This window comes from Bacillus stratosphericus, assembly GCF_020524495.1.
Taxonomy (GTDB): domain Bacteria; phylum Bacillota; class Bacilli; order Bacillales; family Bacillaceae; genus Bacillus; species Bacillus stratosphericus_B.
Genome location: NZ_JAIVLB010000002.1, coordinates 71,714 through 89,253, shown reverse-complemented (window position 1 = coordinate 89,253; position 17,540 = coordinate 71,714). Strand labels below are relative to the sequence as shown.

At 39.8% G+C, this 17,540-nt stretch carries 13 protein-coding genes and 2 pseudogenes; 9 read left to right on the top strand and 6 right to left on the bottom strand.

Features of this window, described 5'->3' with window-relative positions; all coding sequences use genetic code 11:
• Positions 1–16 precede the first annotated feature (16 nt).
• Positions 17–3,175, top strand: a complete 3,159-nt coding sequence (locus tag LC033_RS01395; protein ID WP_226566512.1) for a type I restriction endonuclease subunit R — start codon at positions 17–19, stop codon at positions 3,173–3,175.
• 171 nt (positions 3,176–3,346) lie between these two features.
• Positions 3,347–3,670 carry a cysteine hydrolase family protein gene (locus LC033_RS01390; protein ID WP_226566511.1) on the top strand — a complete coding sequence of 108 codons (324 nt, stop codon included), beginning with the start codon at positions 3,347–3,349 and terminating at the stop codon, positions 3,668–3,670.
• A 59-nt stretch (positions 3,671–3,729) separates the two neighbouring features.
• On the opposite strand, the gene LC033_RS01385 is transcribed toward LC033_RS01390, so the two are convergent.
• From LC033_RS01385 to msrC, 3 genes and pseudogenes are all read right to left on the bottom strand, one after another.
• The gene (locus LC033_RS01385; RefSeq protein ID WP_226566510.1) at positions 3,730–4,281 is read right to left on the bottom strand and encodes a hypothetical protein; all 552 of its coding nucleotides are present in this window, start codon (positions 4,279–4,281) and stop codon (positions 3,730–3,732) included.
• A gap of 248 nt (positions 4,282–4,529) precedes the next feature.
• Positions 4,530–5,132: a 30S ribosomal protein S4 gene (gene rpsD, locus LC033_RS01380; protein ID WP_226566509.1), complete on the bottom strand. Its 603-nt coding sequence runs from the start codon at positions 5,130–5,132 to the stop codon at positions 4,530–4,532.
• A gap of 305 nt (positions 5,133–5,437) precedes the next feature.
• Positions 5,438–5,934, bottom strand: a pseudogene (msrC, locus tag LC033_RS01375) (free L-methionine (R)-S-oxide reductase MsrC).
• A gap of 126 nt (positions 5,935–6,060) precedes the next feature.
• Between msrC and refZ the strand changes: the two are divergent.
• Entirely contained in the window at positions 6,061–6,726 is a 666-nt protein-coding gene (gene refZ / locus LC033_RS01370; RefSeq protein WP_226566508.1) for a forespore capture DNA-binding protein RefZ, read from the top strand.
• On the opposite strand, the gene hisJ is transcribed toward refZ, so the two are convergent.
• Complete coding sequence (gene hisJ, locus LC033_RS01365; protein ID WP_226566507.1) at positions 6,696–7,511, bottom strand: histidinol-phosphatase HisJ; 816 nt, start codon at positions 7,509–7,511, stop codon at positions 6,696–6,698. The two genes, refZ and hisJ, sit on opposite strands and share 31 nt — an antisense overlap.
• 340 nt (positions 7,512–7,851) lie before the next feature.
• Here hisJ and ezrA point away from each other — a divergent pair, with 340 nt between their 5' ends.
• Positions 7,852–9,555, top strand: a complete 1,704-nt coding sequence (gene ezrA / locus LC033_RS01360; protein ID WP_226566506.1) for a septation ring formation regulator EzrA — start codon at positions 7,852–7,854, stop codon at positions 9,553–9,555.
• 41 nt (positions 9,556–9,596) lie between these two features.
• On the opposite strand, the gene brnQ (LC033_RS01355) is transcribed toward ezrA, so the two are convergent.
• Positions 9,597–10,940 (bottom strand): branched-chain amino acid transport system II carrier protein, encoded by a 1,344-nt coding sequence (gene brnQ / locus LC033_RS01355; RefSeq protein WP_226566505.1) that lies wholly within the window; start codon positions 10,938–10,940, stop codon positions 9,597–9,599.
• Positions 10,941–11,144: 204 nt separating this feature from the next.
• A complete protein-coding gene (brnQ, locus tag LC033_RS01350) occupies positions 11,145–12,488 on the bottom strand; it encodes a branched-chain amino acid transport system II carrier protein (RefSeq protein ID WP_226566504.1) in 1,344 nt (447 codons plus the stop codon).
• Positions 12,489–12,686: 198 nt separating this feature from the next.
• Between brnQ (LC033_RS01350) and LC033_RS01345 the strand changes: the two genes are divergently transcribed.
• From LC033_RS01345 to LC033_RS16970, 5 genes and pseudogenes are all read left to right on the top strand, one after another.
• A complete protein-coding gene (locus tag LC033_RS01345) occupies positions 12,687–13,829 on the top strand; it encodes a cysteine desulfurase family protein (protein WP_226566503.1) in 1,143 nt (380 codons plus the stop codon).
• A 4-nt stretch (positions 13,830–13,833) separates the two neighbouring features.
• Positions 13,834–15,039: a tRNA uracil 4-sulfurtransferase ThiI gene (thiI, locus tag LC033_RS01340; protein WP_226566502.1), complete on the top strand. Its 1,206-nt coding sequence runs from the start codon at positions 13,834–13,836 to the stop codon at positions 15,037–15,039.
• A gap of 89 nt (positions 15,040–15,128) precedes the next feature.
• Positions 15,129–15,341 carry an alpha/beta-type small acid-soluble spore protein gene (locus LC033_RS01335; protein WP_226566501.1) on the top strand — a complete coding sequence of 71 codons (213 nt, stop codon included), beginning with the start codon at positions 15,129–15,131 and terminating at the stop codon, positions 15,339–15,341.
• Between the two features lie 222 nt (positions 15,342–15,563).
• On the top strand, positions 15,564–17,141 hold the full coding sequence (gene mbcS, locus LC033_RS01330; RefSeq protein WP_226566500.1) for an acyl-CoA synthetase MbcS: 1,578 nt from the start codon (positions 15,564–15,566) through the stop codon (positions 17,139–17,141).
• A gap of 136 nt (positions 17,142–17,277) precedes the next feature.
• Positions 17,278–17,537 (top strand): annotated as a pseudogene (locus LC033_RS16970) (amidohydrolase family protein); the annotation flags it as partial.
• Positions 17,538–17,540 lie beyond the last annotated feature (3 nt).

The following is a 17,540-nucleotide window of genomic DNA, read 5'->3' as shown; positions in this document are numbered from 1 at the left end:
AAAGGGGAGAAATATGATGGTCAAGAATGGTCATAGAGATGAATCAGAAATAGAACGTCAGTTAATTGACGTACTTGGTGAAGAGAGTAACCAATGGAACTATCGTCCAGATCTAAAATCAGAAGCCGATCTATGGCAGAACTTACGAAAGATCATTACACAAAACAACTTATCAGAAATTGGGGAACATCCGATTTCTGATAAGGAATTTGATAAAATTAAAACGGAAATTTTAAATAAAACGCAAACACCTTTTGATGCAGCAAAGTGGCTAAAAGGTGAAAATGGGATTGCTCGCATTACGATTGAACGAGATGATGTAACGCTAGGTTCGATGTCTCTCGTTCTTTATTCAAATCATGATATCGGTGGAGGCATTTCTACATATGAAGTTGTTCATCAAATAGCGAAAAAAAGAGAGAGCATTGACGAACGCGACCGTCGTTTTGATGTGACGTTATTAATCAATGGGTTACCCATTGTGCAAATTGAATTAAAAAAGGTTACGGCAAAAGATGGTGTGTTTCAAGCATACAATCAAGTGAAGAAGTATACAGAGGAAGGGCTATTTCGTAATAATATTTTTTCTACTCTTCAGTTATTTGTTATTTCAAATGAACAAACGACTCGTTATTTTGCCAATGCTCTGCCAAAAGATATGCATAAGAAGTTTGTCTTTAGTTGGCGGACAAAAGATAACCGAAAAGTCAACAACCTCTATGAATTTGTGAAACAAGTACTCAGAATTCCAAATGCACATCGTCTGATCGCTCAATATACCGTTGTGAGCGAAGAAAATGATCAAAAAGCGTTAATGGTTTTACATCCATATCAAATACACGCAATTGAAGCATTATTTACGGCGGCGATGAAGCATCAATCTGGATATGTATGGCATGCAACAGGGTCAGGAAAGACACTAACGAGTTTTGTTGCGACCAAATTATTAGCAAGGAAACCTGGCGTTGACCGAACGATTATGCTCATTGATCGAAAAGATTTAGATAATCAAACAACGACAGAATTCACAAGGTTTGCGTCTGAATTTAATACAGGTAACTCTTCAGGTAAGGCAAAGTCTAATAGTTTAATCGTTGGAACTGGCAGTGCAAAAGAACTGAGTGAGACATTATTAGCGGATGCCAATTCAAATACCATTATTATTACGACTCGTCAGAAGCTAGAGAATGCTATCAATTATGCAAAAAAACAAGAAGCGCAGGAGGGAAAGAACCGATTTCAAAAACTGATCGGACAACATATTGTCTTTGTCGTTGACGAATGTCACCGAGCATTAAGTGCAGAGGGGATGGAATCCGTGAAGAAAACGTTCCCTAATTCTACTTGGTTTGGCTTTACTGGTACACCCATTTTCGATGTTAATAAAAAACAACCAAAAGGTCAGCTAGCACGTACGACTCGTGATCAATATGGTGAAGAGCTTCATACATATACGATTAAAAATGCTTTAGACGATGGTGCAGTTCTAGGATTCCAAGTAGAACATGAAGATACGATTGAACCAAACTCTCTTAGCAATCATATCTTTTCTCAGCTTCGTCAAAGTGACAAATACGCTCATCTCAGTGATGATGAATTAAATACGTATATTGATCAAATGGATGGGATGGAGAAGGAATCCCATTTGCCATCCACTATCTATGAAAGTGATGAGCATATTCAAAAGGTCATCTATAAGATGTTTCGACCGGATAATGCTTATACAAAGTTTGATTTCAAAAACGGCCGACCGCAAAAGTCCGCTATTTTGACAACAAACTCTATTGCGATGGCCAAACGATATTATGATGCGATAAAAAGAATGACGAAAGATCTTGATTGGATGGCAAAGGAGTTTAAAGGTCATCCGATTCGTAAAGGGCGAACGATCGAGGATGAGGATTTTCCTAGAATCGCCATCACCTACTCATTAAATGATAATGAAGAAACTTCAAAAATAGATCAAGAAGATATGCTAAACATCATCAAAGACTATAATCAATCCTATGATACCGCTTGGTCGATTCAAGATATTGAGCGGTATAATGGGGACATTAACAACAGATTAGCCCGAAAAAAAGCGGAGTTCAAACAATTTGGAAAGCATATAGATTTAGTGATTGTGGTTAATCGCCTATTAACTGGATTTGATGCGCCTACCATACAAACTCTTTTTGTGGATCGGCATCTAGATTATGCGGGTTTAATTCAAGCATTCTCGCGAACAAATCGTACATATCCTGGTAAAACAAAAGGACTCATCATGACGTTTAGAAAACCTTGGACGATGGAATGGAATGTAGAGGAAGCGACTAAGACATATTCTAACGAACAGGAAGAAACGAATCTTGTGTACCCAACATATGAAGAATCGTTGAAACGATTTAAAAAGGCACATAAAACCTTAAAGTCACTGGATATCGATCCTTCTGAATTGGACGAGCATTCTCCAGTAGAGGAACGCGTTGAATTTGTCAAAGCATTTCAAGAGCTGAATAATGCTTATGAAGCTCTCGTGACGTATGACAATTACAACGACGATATGGAAGCATCGAAAGCCCTGCAAGAACAGGTGATGACGATTGAAGAAAACATCGGGATATACAATACAATCAAAGGCTCACTCTTAGAAGAAGGAACGAAAGAAGAGGAAACACCAAACTTCTCGGATATTGAATTTTATGGTGAAAATTCTGTTAAGTTATACGACATAGACTCTGCCTTTATTGATCAACTATTAGGAAATTACTCTGCCAATAATCATGATATCCGTCAAGAAATCGAAAAAGCACTTCAAAAATTGAAAAAAGCTGAAGTGGTCAAAGAGGTATATCGTGCGATCCTCAATGAAATGGATAATAAACAGGTGAATCCAGATGAAGACATATTAGTAGTCAAACGAACATTCTTTACAAAAACGAAAAATCTCCATATAAAAGAGTTTGCTGAAACATGGTTTGTGGATGAGAATGAACTTCATTTATCATCTATTCAATATATGATAGGAACTGATCCTATTCCGAATATTGGGAACATCATTGATAGTAAACAGTTTGATCAATACAAAGCAATTCATCCAGAAGCTAAACCATTAAAATACGGACCTGAAATGAAACGAGCGTGGAGAACATTGTTAGATGAAGTAATTGTTCCTTTGGATGATGAATTAAGATAATCTTAATAAGGAGTTTCAAATGACGCAAAAACTCAAACAATATTTCTTAGGATATCTTCTCTATTTTCCGTGCTCATTCCTCATCTGGATAAATATCGTCAAATCAGTGCAATTGGGAGAAGTACTGTCTAACTGTACATCAAATGCACTACATGTAGTGAAGGTGAGGGTTTGTGCAAAAGGGAAGTGATTCATATCCGGTGTACATCTGATCAGCCGCACTCCTTATTTCATCAGGCGGATGAAGGCCATCTATTCAGAAAAGCTTTAACCAACTTAGAGGAACAATTAAGATCAAACCATATTGACACTGGCGTGATCATAGGATTGACAACACCTCACTGTATGATGCAACCGCCCTTTGGATTAACAGATGAAAACGGTACATATTATGATTCCGAAACGATACATCGACTCTCATTTGCAACACTGCATGGTGAAGTTGCTGTCATGACAACAGAGCAGCTAATGAAAAAATGGGCAAACCATGAATGAACGATTGAAAGCTCCTAGAATGACATCTAGGAGCTTTTTTGTCATGTACTTGTGTGAAGTTAAGCATGCTCTTGAGTGTTCTGATTTCTTTGCTTAAAAGCTGTGAATACATAATCAATCCCAATAAATAAAAAGCTGACAAAGAAAGATAAAATCAATGTACCGTTGTCCCAAATAGAGACGTTTATTATTTTCATATTGAGCACAAGCTTGATTGAAAGGTGCACAACAATCCATGAAAAGATAAATTCTAAAACAAACGTGAGCCATTTAGGGAATCTTAGTAAAGAGGATATTCCTTTCCCGATGAATACTAAAAAGATCGACCAAAAAAGAACAAAGCCACTGACCAATAGAGAGAACGTCAGTAATGAAAGAAGTGAATCATAGGTGATATATTCCCCAAAAAGAAAGTTCACTCCTAATGAAACGACAGAAAGTACGGCACTTGGAATGATGATTACGAAACTAAGTGAAAAAAAGATGAGGAAAATGAGGAAAAATCCAGCAATTGCACCAGGCGGTTCATCTACAACATCTGTCTTTCTTAAAATCGTGTAAATGACAATTGAAATAAATAGAAGCACTAACATGAATGAGAAGATAGACAAATTGTTTCCCCCCTATAGTTTCCTTGCATCATTGTTTTAAGCTTTAAAATCTTGAACACATGTCATTATAAGGAAAAAAGGAGAGAGAGTAAAGTCTGACCGAAGTTCTTCTTGCTTGTTTGAAAATCAACGGAAGGTGTTCGTAAAGAGTATCTTTTTCGGAGAAACCCAAACAAAAAACCCCAGTAATCCTTGAAAAATCAAGATCTCTAGGGTTTGTTTGATCTCTCTTTGAGAGAGTAATAAAATTAACGAGAGTAGAACTCAACGATTAGTTGTTCGCTGATTTCAGGCGCTAATTCAGAACGCTCTGGAAGACGAGTGAATGTTCCTTCAAGCTTTTCAGCGTCGAAAGAAAGGTATTCAGGAACGAAATTGTTTACTTCAACTGATTCTTTCACAACGGCAAGGTTTTGAGATTTTTCACGAAGAGAAATCGTTTGACCTGGTTTCACAGAGAAAGATGGGATGTCTACACGGCTTCCATCAACAAGAATGTGACCATGGTTGACTAGCTGACGAGCTTGGCGGCGAGTACGTGCAAGGCCAAGACGGTATACCAGGTTGTCAAGGCGAGTTTCAAGAAGGATCATGAAGTTTTCACCTTGTTTACCAGGAAGTTTAGCAGCTCTATTAAATAATGTACGGAATTGACGTTCGTTGACACCGTACATGTGACGAAGCTTTTGCTTCTCTTGTAATTGTAAACCGTATTCAGATAGTTTTTTGCGTTGTCCTGGACCATGTGGGCCTGGGGCGTAAGGACGTTTTTCAAGTTCCTTACCTGTTCCGCTTAATGAAATGCCTAAACGGCGGGAAATCTTCCAACTTGGACCTGTATAGCGAGCCATTATGTGACTCCTCCTTATTGTTTTTATTTGTGAAAAATAAAAACCGTCTGTTCTTCCTCTTTTTCGTCATTATGTTTTCATGCATCCTCGCTCCAGCAGCAGGGAGTTACAAGATGCACCTCCATAAAGAAGGAACAAAATGATACAAAAAAGCCGAACAAAAAGGCTGCCATATTTCACACAAACTCTATTATATGATGCTCAATGGGAGAAGTCAACCTATTTAAAGGGAGAAAGTCAAACGTGGCGCCTTTCCCCATTAGACGAAGGAAAAAGCAGACAATATGCCTGCTTTTCCTGCTTCATTACGCATCAGTAGAGGCTGATAACGCATTTTGGAGGATCGCTGTAAATTGAATTAAGTAGGTTTCATCTACTTCACTGAAGCGGTCTTTCACTGGCTGTCAATATCGAGAACCCCAATGATTTGTCCATTCACCTTAAGCGGAATGACAATTTCAGATTGTGAAGCAGCATCGCATGCAATATGATCAGGGAATGCATGGACATCTGCGATACGCTGCACATTACCTGTGGCAAATGCTGTACCGCAAACACCTTTCCCAGCAGGGATGCGCGCACATGCGGGCAGGCCGTTAAACGGTCCAAGCACAAGCTCACCGTCTTTTGTCAAATAAAATCCTGCCCAATTGACTTCAGGAAGTGAGTGATACAATAAAGCCGCAGCATTTGCCAAGTTGGCGATAAGATCTTGTTCACCGTCCGTCATCGCTTCTACTTGCTTGATAAGTAATTGATAGTCTTTCGATGGATTGCCAGACTGTTTTTCGACATGAAAAATGAAAATCTCCTACTCTCTATCTCAAAAATACATAATGTGCGTCTTGCATGTGGGATTTGTCGAGCAATTGTAAAAGGAACTTCCTCCTTCATCTTGAAGTATGTACACATGAAGAGGGGTGAGCGGATGAAAACATCAACAACTTTGCAAACAAAAGACCGTATTATTGAAGCTTCCATCAGACTTTTTAACCAAAAAGGATTTTCTGGAACCTCTGTCCGTGAGATTGCGAAGGAAGCAAACGTCAACGTTGCCCATATATCTTATTACTTTCAAGGAAAAGGAGGGCTATTAGAGCAGCTCGTATCCGATTTTTATGAAGGCTACATTCACATGATTGAAAGACACATTCATCACATGGAAACCCGTCACGCAAAAGAGTGTTTACTTCATGTGGTTTTTAATATTTTATCTTATCAGCATGAACACCGTCAATTAACCCGTTTCGTTTATCGAGAGGTGACCATTGATTCAACGTTGATCAGAGAAATCATGTCAACGTATTTAACGAAAGAAAAGTATTTGTTTCAGCTCATGATCGAAAAAGGAAAAAGCACCCACGTTATATGTAAGCGGCTCTCACTCTCATCATTTATGATTCAGCTAAAATCACTTCTGATGATGCCATATTTGCAGCCACAATATTTAACAGAGGTGCTTTATTTGAACCCAAGCGAGCCTTACTTCTATCAGACGTACTTTAAGGAACTAAGCCGCTCGCTTGATCATTTACTAGAACCAAAAGAGATGAAACTGGATACTCACCTGAAACTCATGATGTCTTCAAACTGATCATAGGCATACCCGAGATCTTCCGCTTGATGGGCATCAGACCCGAAAATAAGCGGAATTTTTTTCTGTTTTGCAAGGTTAGTCATCCAGTGATCTAAATAGATACTTCTGGCATATGTTTTACGAAGACCAGATGTATTAAAATCTAAGGACATGCCTTTTCTTTCCATTTCTTCAAGACAAAGGGTGACCCTTTGTCGAAGTTCAGGGGACATCACATATGGGAAAAGCTGCTTGAATTTCTGGACAAGGGTGATATGACCGATTCTCTTTGGCTTATAGTTACCTAAAGATGATAGAATAGAAGAATGAATTTGGTCATAGTAGCTTTGATAAACCTGTTCGATGCTACCATAAATGCTTATCAACTGCTGGAAGGCATGCTCGTCAAAATCAAGGCAAATATAATCATCGCCAGCAGGAAGAAAATGAACAGATAAAATGCCGTCATCTAATTCTGGCCCGTAGCAGTCTAAAAAGGCACTTGTTTCCTCTTCAAACGCTTTGATATAGTCAACCTCAAGCCCAGTTTTTACTATTAATTGTCCTTGGTATTCTTGCTTCAGCTGATCCAGAGCCGTCAAATACGCTTCAAGGGCTTGGAGCTTCATAGCACTATCCTTTTGAGGCGTTGGATCTCGAAACGAAGGAGGCAGCGGTGCATGCTCGGTAAAGGTGATGGAATCAAATCCCTTTTTTATGGCTTTTTCAATATAAGCATGAAAAGGATCAAGCGAGCCGTGCGGGCAAAACGGTGTATGTAGATGTGCATCTTGTTTCACCATGTCGTCACCTCTTGTTGATATTTTGAAAAACGTGATGTTTATCAGTGAAAATAATGAAAAATCATGACCAAAATGCTGGTTACATGGTATCATAATAACAATGAAAACGACAACTTCCGCATACATAAAAGCAGGTAACATCAATATGTGTGATCGAATCATAGAAAGCACTGAATCACTTTTTTGAAAAAACATACATAAAACCGTGAATGGATGGTAATGGAAAACATACGATACTGCTTATAAAAAACAAATGCAAAGCGGACACGAAAAGGGTTCTCAGGTCTACTTGGGACACTTAAACCCTGACAGCACTTAGATCACAACAAGGGGGCTCATTATGGAGTTAATCATCGGTTTAATTGTCATTTTGCTTGCTTTGTTTTCAGTCGGTTATTTCCTGCGAAAAAATATATATAAAGAAATTGACCGATTGGAAGCATGGAAAATTGAAATTTTGAACAGATCAATTGTAGAAGAAATTTCAAAAATCAAACATCTAAAAATGACCGGAGAAACAGAGCAATTTTTTGAAAGATGGCGTGCAGAGTGGGACGATATCGTTACAGCCCATCTTCCAAAGGTAGAGGAGCTATTATATGATGCAGAAGAGTATTCTGATAAATATCGATTCTCCAAAGCCAAGCAAGTTCTTGCGCATACTGGGGATTTGCTGACTGCTGCTGATTCAAACATTGCAGACATTTTAAAAGAGATTGAAGACCTTGTCACAAGTGAGGAGCAAAACCGCAAGGACATTGAAAAGGTCAAAGAGCAATACCAAACGGTTCGAAAAAATCTGCTTGCGTACAGCCATTTATATGGAACCCTTTATGACAAAATGGAGCAGGACTTAGATGAGGCCTGGGAAGGAATCAAGCAGTATGAAGAAGAGACAGAAAACGGAAACTACATGAAAGCAAGAAAAATTCTGCTTGAGCAAGACCGAAGACTTGATCAGCTTCAATTGTATATCAAGGATATACCGAAACTCATTGCCGACTGCAAACAAACCGTACCAGGTCAGCTGACTAAGCTGAAAGACGATTATCAAGAAATGACAGACAAAGGCTACAAGCTAGAGCATATCCAGATCACAAAAGAGCTGGAGAACTTAAACAAACAGCTAATCCGTGCGGAAAAACTGCTCATTGATGAACTCAATTTAGATGAGGCACCAAGCATTCTGCAAATGATCGATGATGCGATTCAGACGCTGTATGATCAGCTAGAAGCAGAAGTAGAAGCAGGTCAGGAAATCAAAAGCAAAATGCCTGAGCTTACGGAAGCATTCGAAAAGCTTGAACAAGATCACACACAAACAAAGGCAGAAACGGCTCTTGTGAAAGAAAGCTACAAGCTGACAGCAGGAGAGCTTGATCAACAGAAGGCATTCGAGAAACGCTTAGAAGAAATTGAAAAGCTTATGAAGCAAATATGTGAGAAGCTTGATCGTGAGCATGTGGCATATTCGATATTAATGGACGAAATCAATCAGTTGGAGACCTTTATCAATGAGGCAAAAGCATTGCATGAAACGTTTAAAGATCATCTTCAGTCATTACGAAAAGAAGAATTACAGGCGAGAGAAACATTGGCTGAACTCAAAACAATGCTGGCAAATACAGTTCGCCAACTGCAAAAAAGCAATATTCCAGGGATACCTGCTGACATCACGAACTGTGCTGGAAAAGCGCAGGAGATGATTCAGCAAGTTCACGAACAACTGGAGAATTCGCCTCTGAATATGCCAGCAGTAAATCAACAATTAAAAGAAGCCTCTGAAACAGTGAGAAGTGTCGCTCATGAGACACAAGAGATGCTCAGTAAAGTGGATCAAATTGAACGGATTATTCAATATGGCAATCGTTTCAGAAGTCAAAACCATATCTTATCAAAACAGTTAAAAGAGGCAGAACGAAGATTTTATGCCTATGATTATACCGGTTCATTTGATGTGGCAACAGCGGCTGTCGAAAAGGCATCACCTGGAGCCGTCCAGAAGCTTTTGGCCCAGCAAGAAAAAGAATATCAGCACCAATAAAAAAGCTGAAGTCCAGTTACAGGACTTCAGCTTTTTTTAAACTATGATGCTTGTTTCTGGCACTCGTCTGAAGAAGAAGAAGTGAAAAGAGAAATCACAAATCCAACAATTACTCCGATTAAAGCTGGCACAATCCAGCCAATCCCAAGATCATATAAAGGTAGTAACGTGTGAAAGATGTCTTTCACCGGACCAATTGGAAGCTTCGCAGCTGCTATGCCGTCAAATAAGCTCACACAGCCCGTTAAAATTAAAGAGAGTACATAAACAGGTTTTCTATGTCCAAGCCATTTATCTGCAAGTGATAGAACAATAATCATAATCGCTAGCGGGTAAATCGCTGTTAAAACAGGCACAGAGAAAGCGACAATGTGAGCAAGTCCAAAGTTTGAAATGATGAAACTAAATAATGTCACGAGTGTGACGACCATTTTATAAGAAAGTTTAGGTAATAAATTTGAAAAATATTCCCCGCACGATGTGACAAGACCAATACTCGTTGTTAAACACGCTACTGTAATGGCAGCACCTAACACAATATTTCCTAGGCTGCCGAAAAGGAATTGAGAAGACTGGGCCAAGATTTTGCTTCCATCTCCAACGAATCCAATCGCCTGTGTACTAGAAGCGCCTAAATAAGCAAGTGATAGATAAACAAATGTTAATCCGCACGCTGCAATCAGCCCTGCTTTGATACAAGCAGAAGCTAGAGCCTTTTTACTTGTGATACCGCGTCCTTTAATCACGTTGATTACGACAATTCCAAAAACAATCGAAGCAAGGGCATCCATTGTTTTATAGCCTTCTAGAAACCCTTTAAAAAAGGAACCATTGCTATAGGATGCATCAGGCGTTCCAACCGCACCCATTGGCGTCAATATCGCTTTGACAATGATGACAAAAATAATCGTAAGTTTAATCGGTGTTAACACTTTCCCTACACGATCCACAATCTTCGTTGGATTTAAAGCAAGATAATACGTAATACCAAAAAAGACAAGTGTAAATAGAAGTAGTGACAACCAAGCTGGTACACCTGTTAGAAAGGGTAATGCACCAATTTCATATGAGACCGTTCCTGTACGAGGAATGGCGAAAAGTGGTCCGATGGATAAATATAAAATGACAGTAAACACTGTACCAAAAGTTGGATGTGCTTTATCTGCAAGTCCTTTTGCATCTCGACCTGTTAAAGCAATCGCAATAATCCCAAGAAGGGGTAAACCGACACCTGTTAATAAAAATCCGCCCATTGCTTTCCACACATTTTGCCCAGCATATTGACCAAGCTCTGGTGGATAAATCATATTACCAGCGCCGAAGAATAGAGCAAATAACATAAAACCTATAATTACCGTATCTTTTGTCGACAAAGTTGCCTTCATTGAATAAAGCCTCCATTATTATGTTGAAATATTCTGTCAATTAGTTGCTAGAACCGATCATCATGAACATTCACTAATTATAAAGGATGTACGATTGATGTCAACATGTGTTTTCATACAAAAGTCATAAATTTTTCTATTTTAGTATATGAAGAACAATAAAAAAGCATCCCCTTCATCGTTGGAAGAGGATGCTTAGGCTCACTACGATGCGAGCTGTTTAGGTGGGCTAGTGAACATGGAAATAAGTAAACCAACACCTGCGCCGATCATAGCTGGTATGACCCAACCAACGCCTAAATTGTAAAAAGGAATGAATGACCCCAAGATGTCAGGTAACCCACCGAGATTGATTCCGGCAGCCAATAAGCCGTCGATAATAGCAAAAAATCCAGTAAAGATGAGGGATACGACATAAATCATGCGTCTACCGTTAATCCAGCGATCAAGGAACGACAATAAAATAATCACAATTGCCAATGGATATATCGTCACTAGTACCGGGACTGATAGCGAAATAATTTGTGCCAGTCCAAGGTTTGCAACCAATGCACTAAATAAAGAAATAATGAGAACAACTGTACGATAAGAAAGTGCTGGGAAAAGCTTTGAAAAATATTCGCCACAAGATGAGATAAGTCCGACACTTGTGGTTAGACAAGCGAATAAAATCGCTGTGCCAAGTACAATGTTACCAATAGAACCGAATAAAAAGTTAGCAGATAGTGAAAGCAGTTTACCACCTTCATTTGCTCCAACCATTCCGGTTGCATCGGGACTTGAAGCACCGACATAAGCAAGAGAGATATACACGAGTGCTAGTCCAGCAGCCGCGATAAGGCCAGCTTTTATACATGCAGCCGCAAGAGGTTTACGCTCCGTGATGCCTCTTTCTTTAACAGCTGTCACAACAACGATTCCAAATACGATAGAAGCGAGTGCGTCCATTGTTTTATAGCCCTCTAAAAACCCAGTGAAGAGTGGGTTTGCTTCATATGTCGCATCAGGCTTACCGATGATTCCCATCGGCGTAGCAATTGCTTTAACAACAATCATTGCAATCACTGTTAATAAAATAGGTGTTAATACTTTTCCAATTCGATCAACCAGCTTTGAAGGATTTAAAGCGAGCAGATACGAAATCGTGAAAAACACAAGGGTGAATAAGAATAGCGGTACCCATGAAGAAGATTGTGCTTCTGACAAAAATGGAGCTAATCCAATCTCGTAAGAAACCGTACCTGTTCGTGGGATAGCAAAAAATGGTCCAATGGATAAATACAGAATGATGGTGAAAATTGTTCCAAATTTAGGGTGAGCTTTATCCGCAAGCCCTTTTGCACCGGTACCTGTAAGGGCAACTGCAATCACCCCTAGAAGCGGAAGACCTACTCCTGTTAGTAAAAAGCCACCGATGGCGAGCCATACATTCTCACCCGCATATTGTCCAAGGACAGGTGGAAAAATCATATTTCCTGCGCCAAAGAATAATGCAAAAAGCATTAGACCAATGGCCAACGTCTCTTTTATACTTAAACTATTTTTCAAAATAGTCCCTCCTCAACAGTGTATTGTGCTAAATATAAATATTCTGACAATTAACATTTTTATGTGACAATTGCACTATGGATGATATAGTGAAAATGGAAAGTTGTCAACAGCCATTTTCAGAAAATTCTCTGTTTGACATCAATATGGTAACATATAAATGCAAGTATTTTATTAGCTTTTTTAAGGAGTTCCGATATGATTTATCTTGATAATAGTGCAACAACAAAGCCTTACCCAGAGGTTTTACAAGTATATGAGCAAGTGAGTGAGCGTTTTTTTGGAAATCCGTCTTCGCTTCACCAGCTCGGAATTGATGCGAGCCGTCTGCTAAGTGAAACGCGCAAACAAATGCTTCACTATACAGGCTTTAAACAATATGAGATTATTTTTACATCTGGCGCAACAGAAGCGAATAACATTGCCATTAAAGGGGCTGCTCTTGCTAAAATGAACCGAGGCAAACACATTGTCACAACAGCGATTGAGCACCCTTCTGTCTTTGAATCGTTTGAACAGCTGAAAGACTTATTTGGTTTTGACATCACTTATATTCAAGTGAGTGAGCATGGCCATGTAGATATGACTCAATTAAAAGAAGCCCTTCGACCTGATACAGTGCTTGTCAGTATGATGCACGTAAACAACGAGACAGGTGCTGTCCAGCCGATAGAAGAAGCTGCCGGCATCATTCGTGAATATGCAAAAGATGCACTCTTTCATGTCGACGGGGTTCAGGGGATCGGCAAGGTAGCCTTCAATAAGCAGATCGACGTGGATCTCTTGACAATGTCAGGTCACAAGATTCATGGCTTGAAGGGGACAGGTGCTCTCTTTTTAAAGAAAAATGTAGTGCTTGCACCATTCATCACAGGAGGAGAGCAGGAATTTGGTCTGCGTTCAGGTACAGAAAACCCTGCTGGTGCTGTCAGCTTAGTAAAAGCCATGAAACAATCATTTGAACTTCTTGAAAAGCATCATGATCAGATGCTGGCGTTAAAAACGGAGCTGCAAAAGCAGCTTAGAGAAATAGAAGGTGTCGTTATCAACACACCACTGATGCATAGTGCGCCGCACATTGTGAATTTTTCAGTGCCAGGTATTCAAATTGAAGTTCTTCTCCATATGCTTGAAAAAGAAGGCATTTACGTTTCTACGACATCTGCCTGTTCAGCTAAGAAAAAAGAACCAAGCCGTGTACTGCTAGCTATGGGGAAATCAGAAGAAGTCACTAAAAGCAGCATGAGAATCAGTTTGACGTATGGACAAGGTCCTGATCTTGCGCCGCACATCATCACAACTATTGCACAAAGTGTGAAAAAATTAAAAGGAATGAGATAACAATATGAAGTATGATTATATTTTAGTCCGTTTTGGTGAAATCTCAACAAAAGGGAGAAATAGAAAGAAGTTCATTGAAAAACTAAGACAGCATATACGATTCGTATTAAAAGATTTTGAAGCGTTAAAATACACATCTGACAGAGACCGCATCACCATCATGCTGAACGGAGAAAATCCTGAACCGATTTCAGAACATCTCAAAAATGTGTTTGGGATTCAGAGCTTTAGTCTTGCAGTGAAATGTGAAACCAATATGGACGCAATTAAAGAAGCGGCGCTAACGGCTGTGAAGGAAGTATACGAAAAAGGGAATACATTCAAAGTCACAACGAAGCGGTCTTACAAACAATTTGAGCTTGATTCAAATGAAATGAACCGTGAAATTGGCGGACATGTCCTCAGAAATACTGAAGGCTTAACGGTCAATGTGAAACAGCCAGTTGTTCATTTGCGAATTGAAATTAGAGAACATGCGACGTACATTACTTTTAAAGATGTAAAGGGTGCAGGCGGTTTGCCAGTCGGTTCAAGCGGGAGAGCGATGCTCATGCTCTCAGGTGGCTTTGACAGCCCGGTTGCCGGATATCAGGCTATGAAACGAGGAATTCAAATTGAAGCGGTTCACTTCTTTAGTCCGCCTTATACAAGTGAACGTGCCAAGCAAAAGGTCATTGATCTTGCTGGTTGCCTAGCTGCCTATGGAGGCGAAGTGAAGCTTCACATAGTTCCTTTTACCAAAATCCAAGAGCTGATTCACAAACAAGTACCAGAAAACTATACGATGACGTCAACAAGAAGAATGATGCTGAAAATAGCTGATAAAATAAGAGCGAAGAAAGATGCCCTTGCGATTATTACAGGTGAAAGCCTTGGCCAAGTTGCTAGTCAGACACTTGAAAGCATGTATGCCATTAATCATGTGACAAACACGCCGATTATTCGTCCCCTAATTGCTGTTGATAAAAATGACATTATTGAGGAAGCGAGACGAATTGGCACATATGATACAAGCATTCAGCCTTTTGAGGATTGCTGTACAATCTTTACACCGCCATCTCCAAAAACTAAGCCAAAGCTTGAAAAAGTAGAACGATACGAAAGCTTTGCTGATTTCGAGCCAATGCTCGACGAGGCAGTTGCGCAAATCGAAACCATCATTGTCACAAATGAAAAGAAAACGGCAGACGAATTCGCTGATTTATTCTAAATTTAACATTTCATAATAATTACCATAAAATCAATCGCATGAAGTCATGTGTTTCTACACATTCTATATTCACAAGGAGGTGAGAACACATGGCTCAACAAAACAGACAAAGCAGTTCTAATCAATTAGTCGTTCCAGGCGCTGCACAAGCGATCGACCAAATGAAGTATGAAATCGCTTCAGAATTTGGTGTAAACCTTGGACCAGATACAACATCTCGCGCTAACGGATCAGTTGGTGGAGAAATCACTAAACGTCTTGTATCTTACGCTCAACAACATATGGGTGGCGGATCTTTCTAAGACACACAATTTAAAAGCTATGGCTTATGAGCGGGTTCATCCCCGCTCTTTTCTTTTTGTACATATAAATTGTTAGAATATTTTTAAAAAAAGAAGACGAATTGAAAAAATTATGGCATAATACTAGGAGTAGGTCCTAATTCAAGCATTTTTCAGTGATGAGTGAATAGGTCATTTGAAACATCATTAATTTCATAGAAAGAGGCTAAAAGGAGCTGTACCATGAAAAGAGAAGACTTAATTGCACCAGAACAATATAACTTAGTCAGTGAGATTGAAGCGTTTAGTCATGACCGGAAAAAAATGGCCCTGCACTGGCAGGACGGAAATGGTGATGAGGCGCATGTGACTTATGCAGCATTAGTGGAAGAGGCGAATAAAATCGGTCATGCTTTGTTACATGCAGGCTTTAAGAAAGGCGATAAAATCATTGTGATGGTGCCGCGCATGCTAGAGGCATACAGCATTTATTTAGCTATTTTGAAAACAGGGATGGTCGTCATTCCTTGCTCAGAAATGCTTCGTGCGAAAGATTTAGATTACCGGATTGAACATGCAGAAGCAAAGGGAGCGATCGTTTACGCTTCATTCATTCAATCGTTCGATGGAACGAATCAACCAAAAGGTTTTAAAACATTCTCGATTGGCGAAAACGATCATGGCTGGGCAAACATTTTAGCTCAGAAAGAACAACAATCAAGCGAGCTTCAAATGGCACAAACAGAACGGACTGACATGGCGTTTTTATCCTATACATCAGGCACAACAGGTAATCCAAAAGGAGTTGTTCATACTCATGGGTGGGCTTATGCTCATTTACGCACAGCTGCTAAAGCATGGCTCTCGATCGATGAAGGAGATAAAGTATGGGCGACAGCAGGACCAGGCTGGCAAAAATGGGTGTGGAGTCCACTCTTATCTGTTTTGGGAAGTGGAGCGGAAGGCTTTGTATACGGAGGTAAATTTCATCCAAATACGTACTTAGAACTGCTTCAAAAAAATGAAATCAATGTCTTATGCTGTACACCAACAGAATATCGATTTATGGCCAAAGTAGATGACTTGAGTCAATATCAACTGCCAAAGCTACATAGTGCCGTTTCTGCAGGAGAGCCGCTAAACCGTGAAGTCATCGATACATTCAAAAAACATTTCGATATAGAAGTTCGAGATGGCTACGGTCAAACAGAAAGTACACTGCTAGTAGGTTTATTAAAAGGAATGAATATCAAGCCAGGCAGTATGGGAAAACCAACTCCTGGTAACGAAGTGGACATCATTGATGACGACGGCAGCATTTGTGCTCCAGGAGAAATTGGTGACATTGCCGTTCATCTCGAAACACCTGCTCTATTTAAGGAATACTACAAAGATGAAGAACGGACAAAGGCGCAGCGACGCGGAAATTACTTTATTACCGGTGACCGTGCGAAAAAAGACGAGGACGGGTATTTCTGGTTTGAAAGCCGCAGAGATGACATTATTGTCAGCTCAGGCTATACCATTGGGCCGTTTGAAGTAGAAGATGCGCTCATCAAACACCCAGCAGTGAAAGAATGTGCTGTCGTGGCAAGCCCTGATGAAATCAGAGGATCGATCGTCAAAGCATACGTCGTCCTGCGTGATGCATCTGCACAAAGTGATGAGCTCATCAAAGAGCTGCAATCACACGTGAAAAATACAACAGCACCATATAAATATCCAAGAGAAATCGAATTCATTGACGAACTGCCAAAAACACCGTCAGCGAAAATTCGTCGTGTAGAGCTGAGAGAAAGAGAGCTTGAGCGAAAAGCATAATCATGAATGAAACGAGAAGCGTTTGGATGGAAAACATCCAGCGCTTTTTTGTAGCCCGCATGAAAAAAACGCACTTTCAATCATCAGATCAGCTGTTGACTGCGTTATGTAGTATGCACATTTTAAATGTTGTCACATAGGGGACGATGCCAGGAAAATGCTTGAAGCAGCAACTATAAACGGAGCTCATGCATTGCAGCATGAATCTTCTTCGGATGACAGATCCAGCTGGGGCGGTTGTCCAAACGGCACACCCTTTAAATGTTGATTCCGTCTATATTGCTGGAAAGGCAGTGAAACGGGATGCTTGTTGGAGTGAACCGAGAAGAGGTCAAACAAAAAGCATATTCTGCTAGTGATCATATTTTATCGCACAAGTTTGAATCAACACCATTAAAT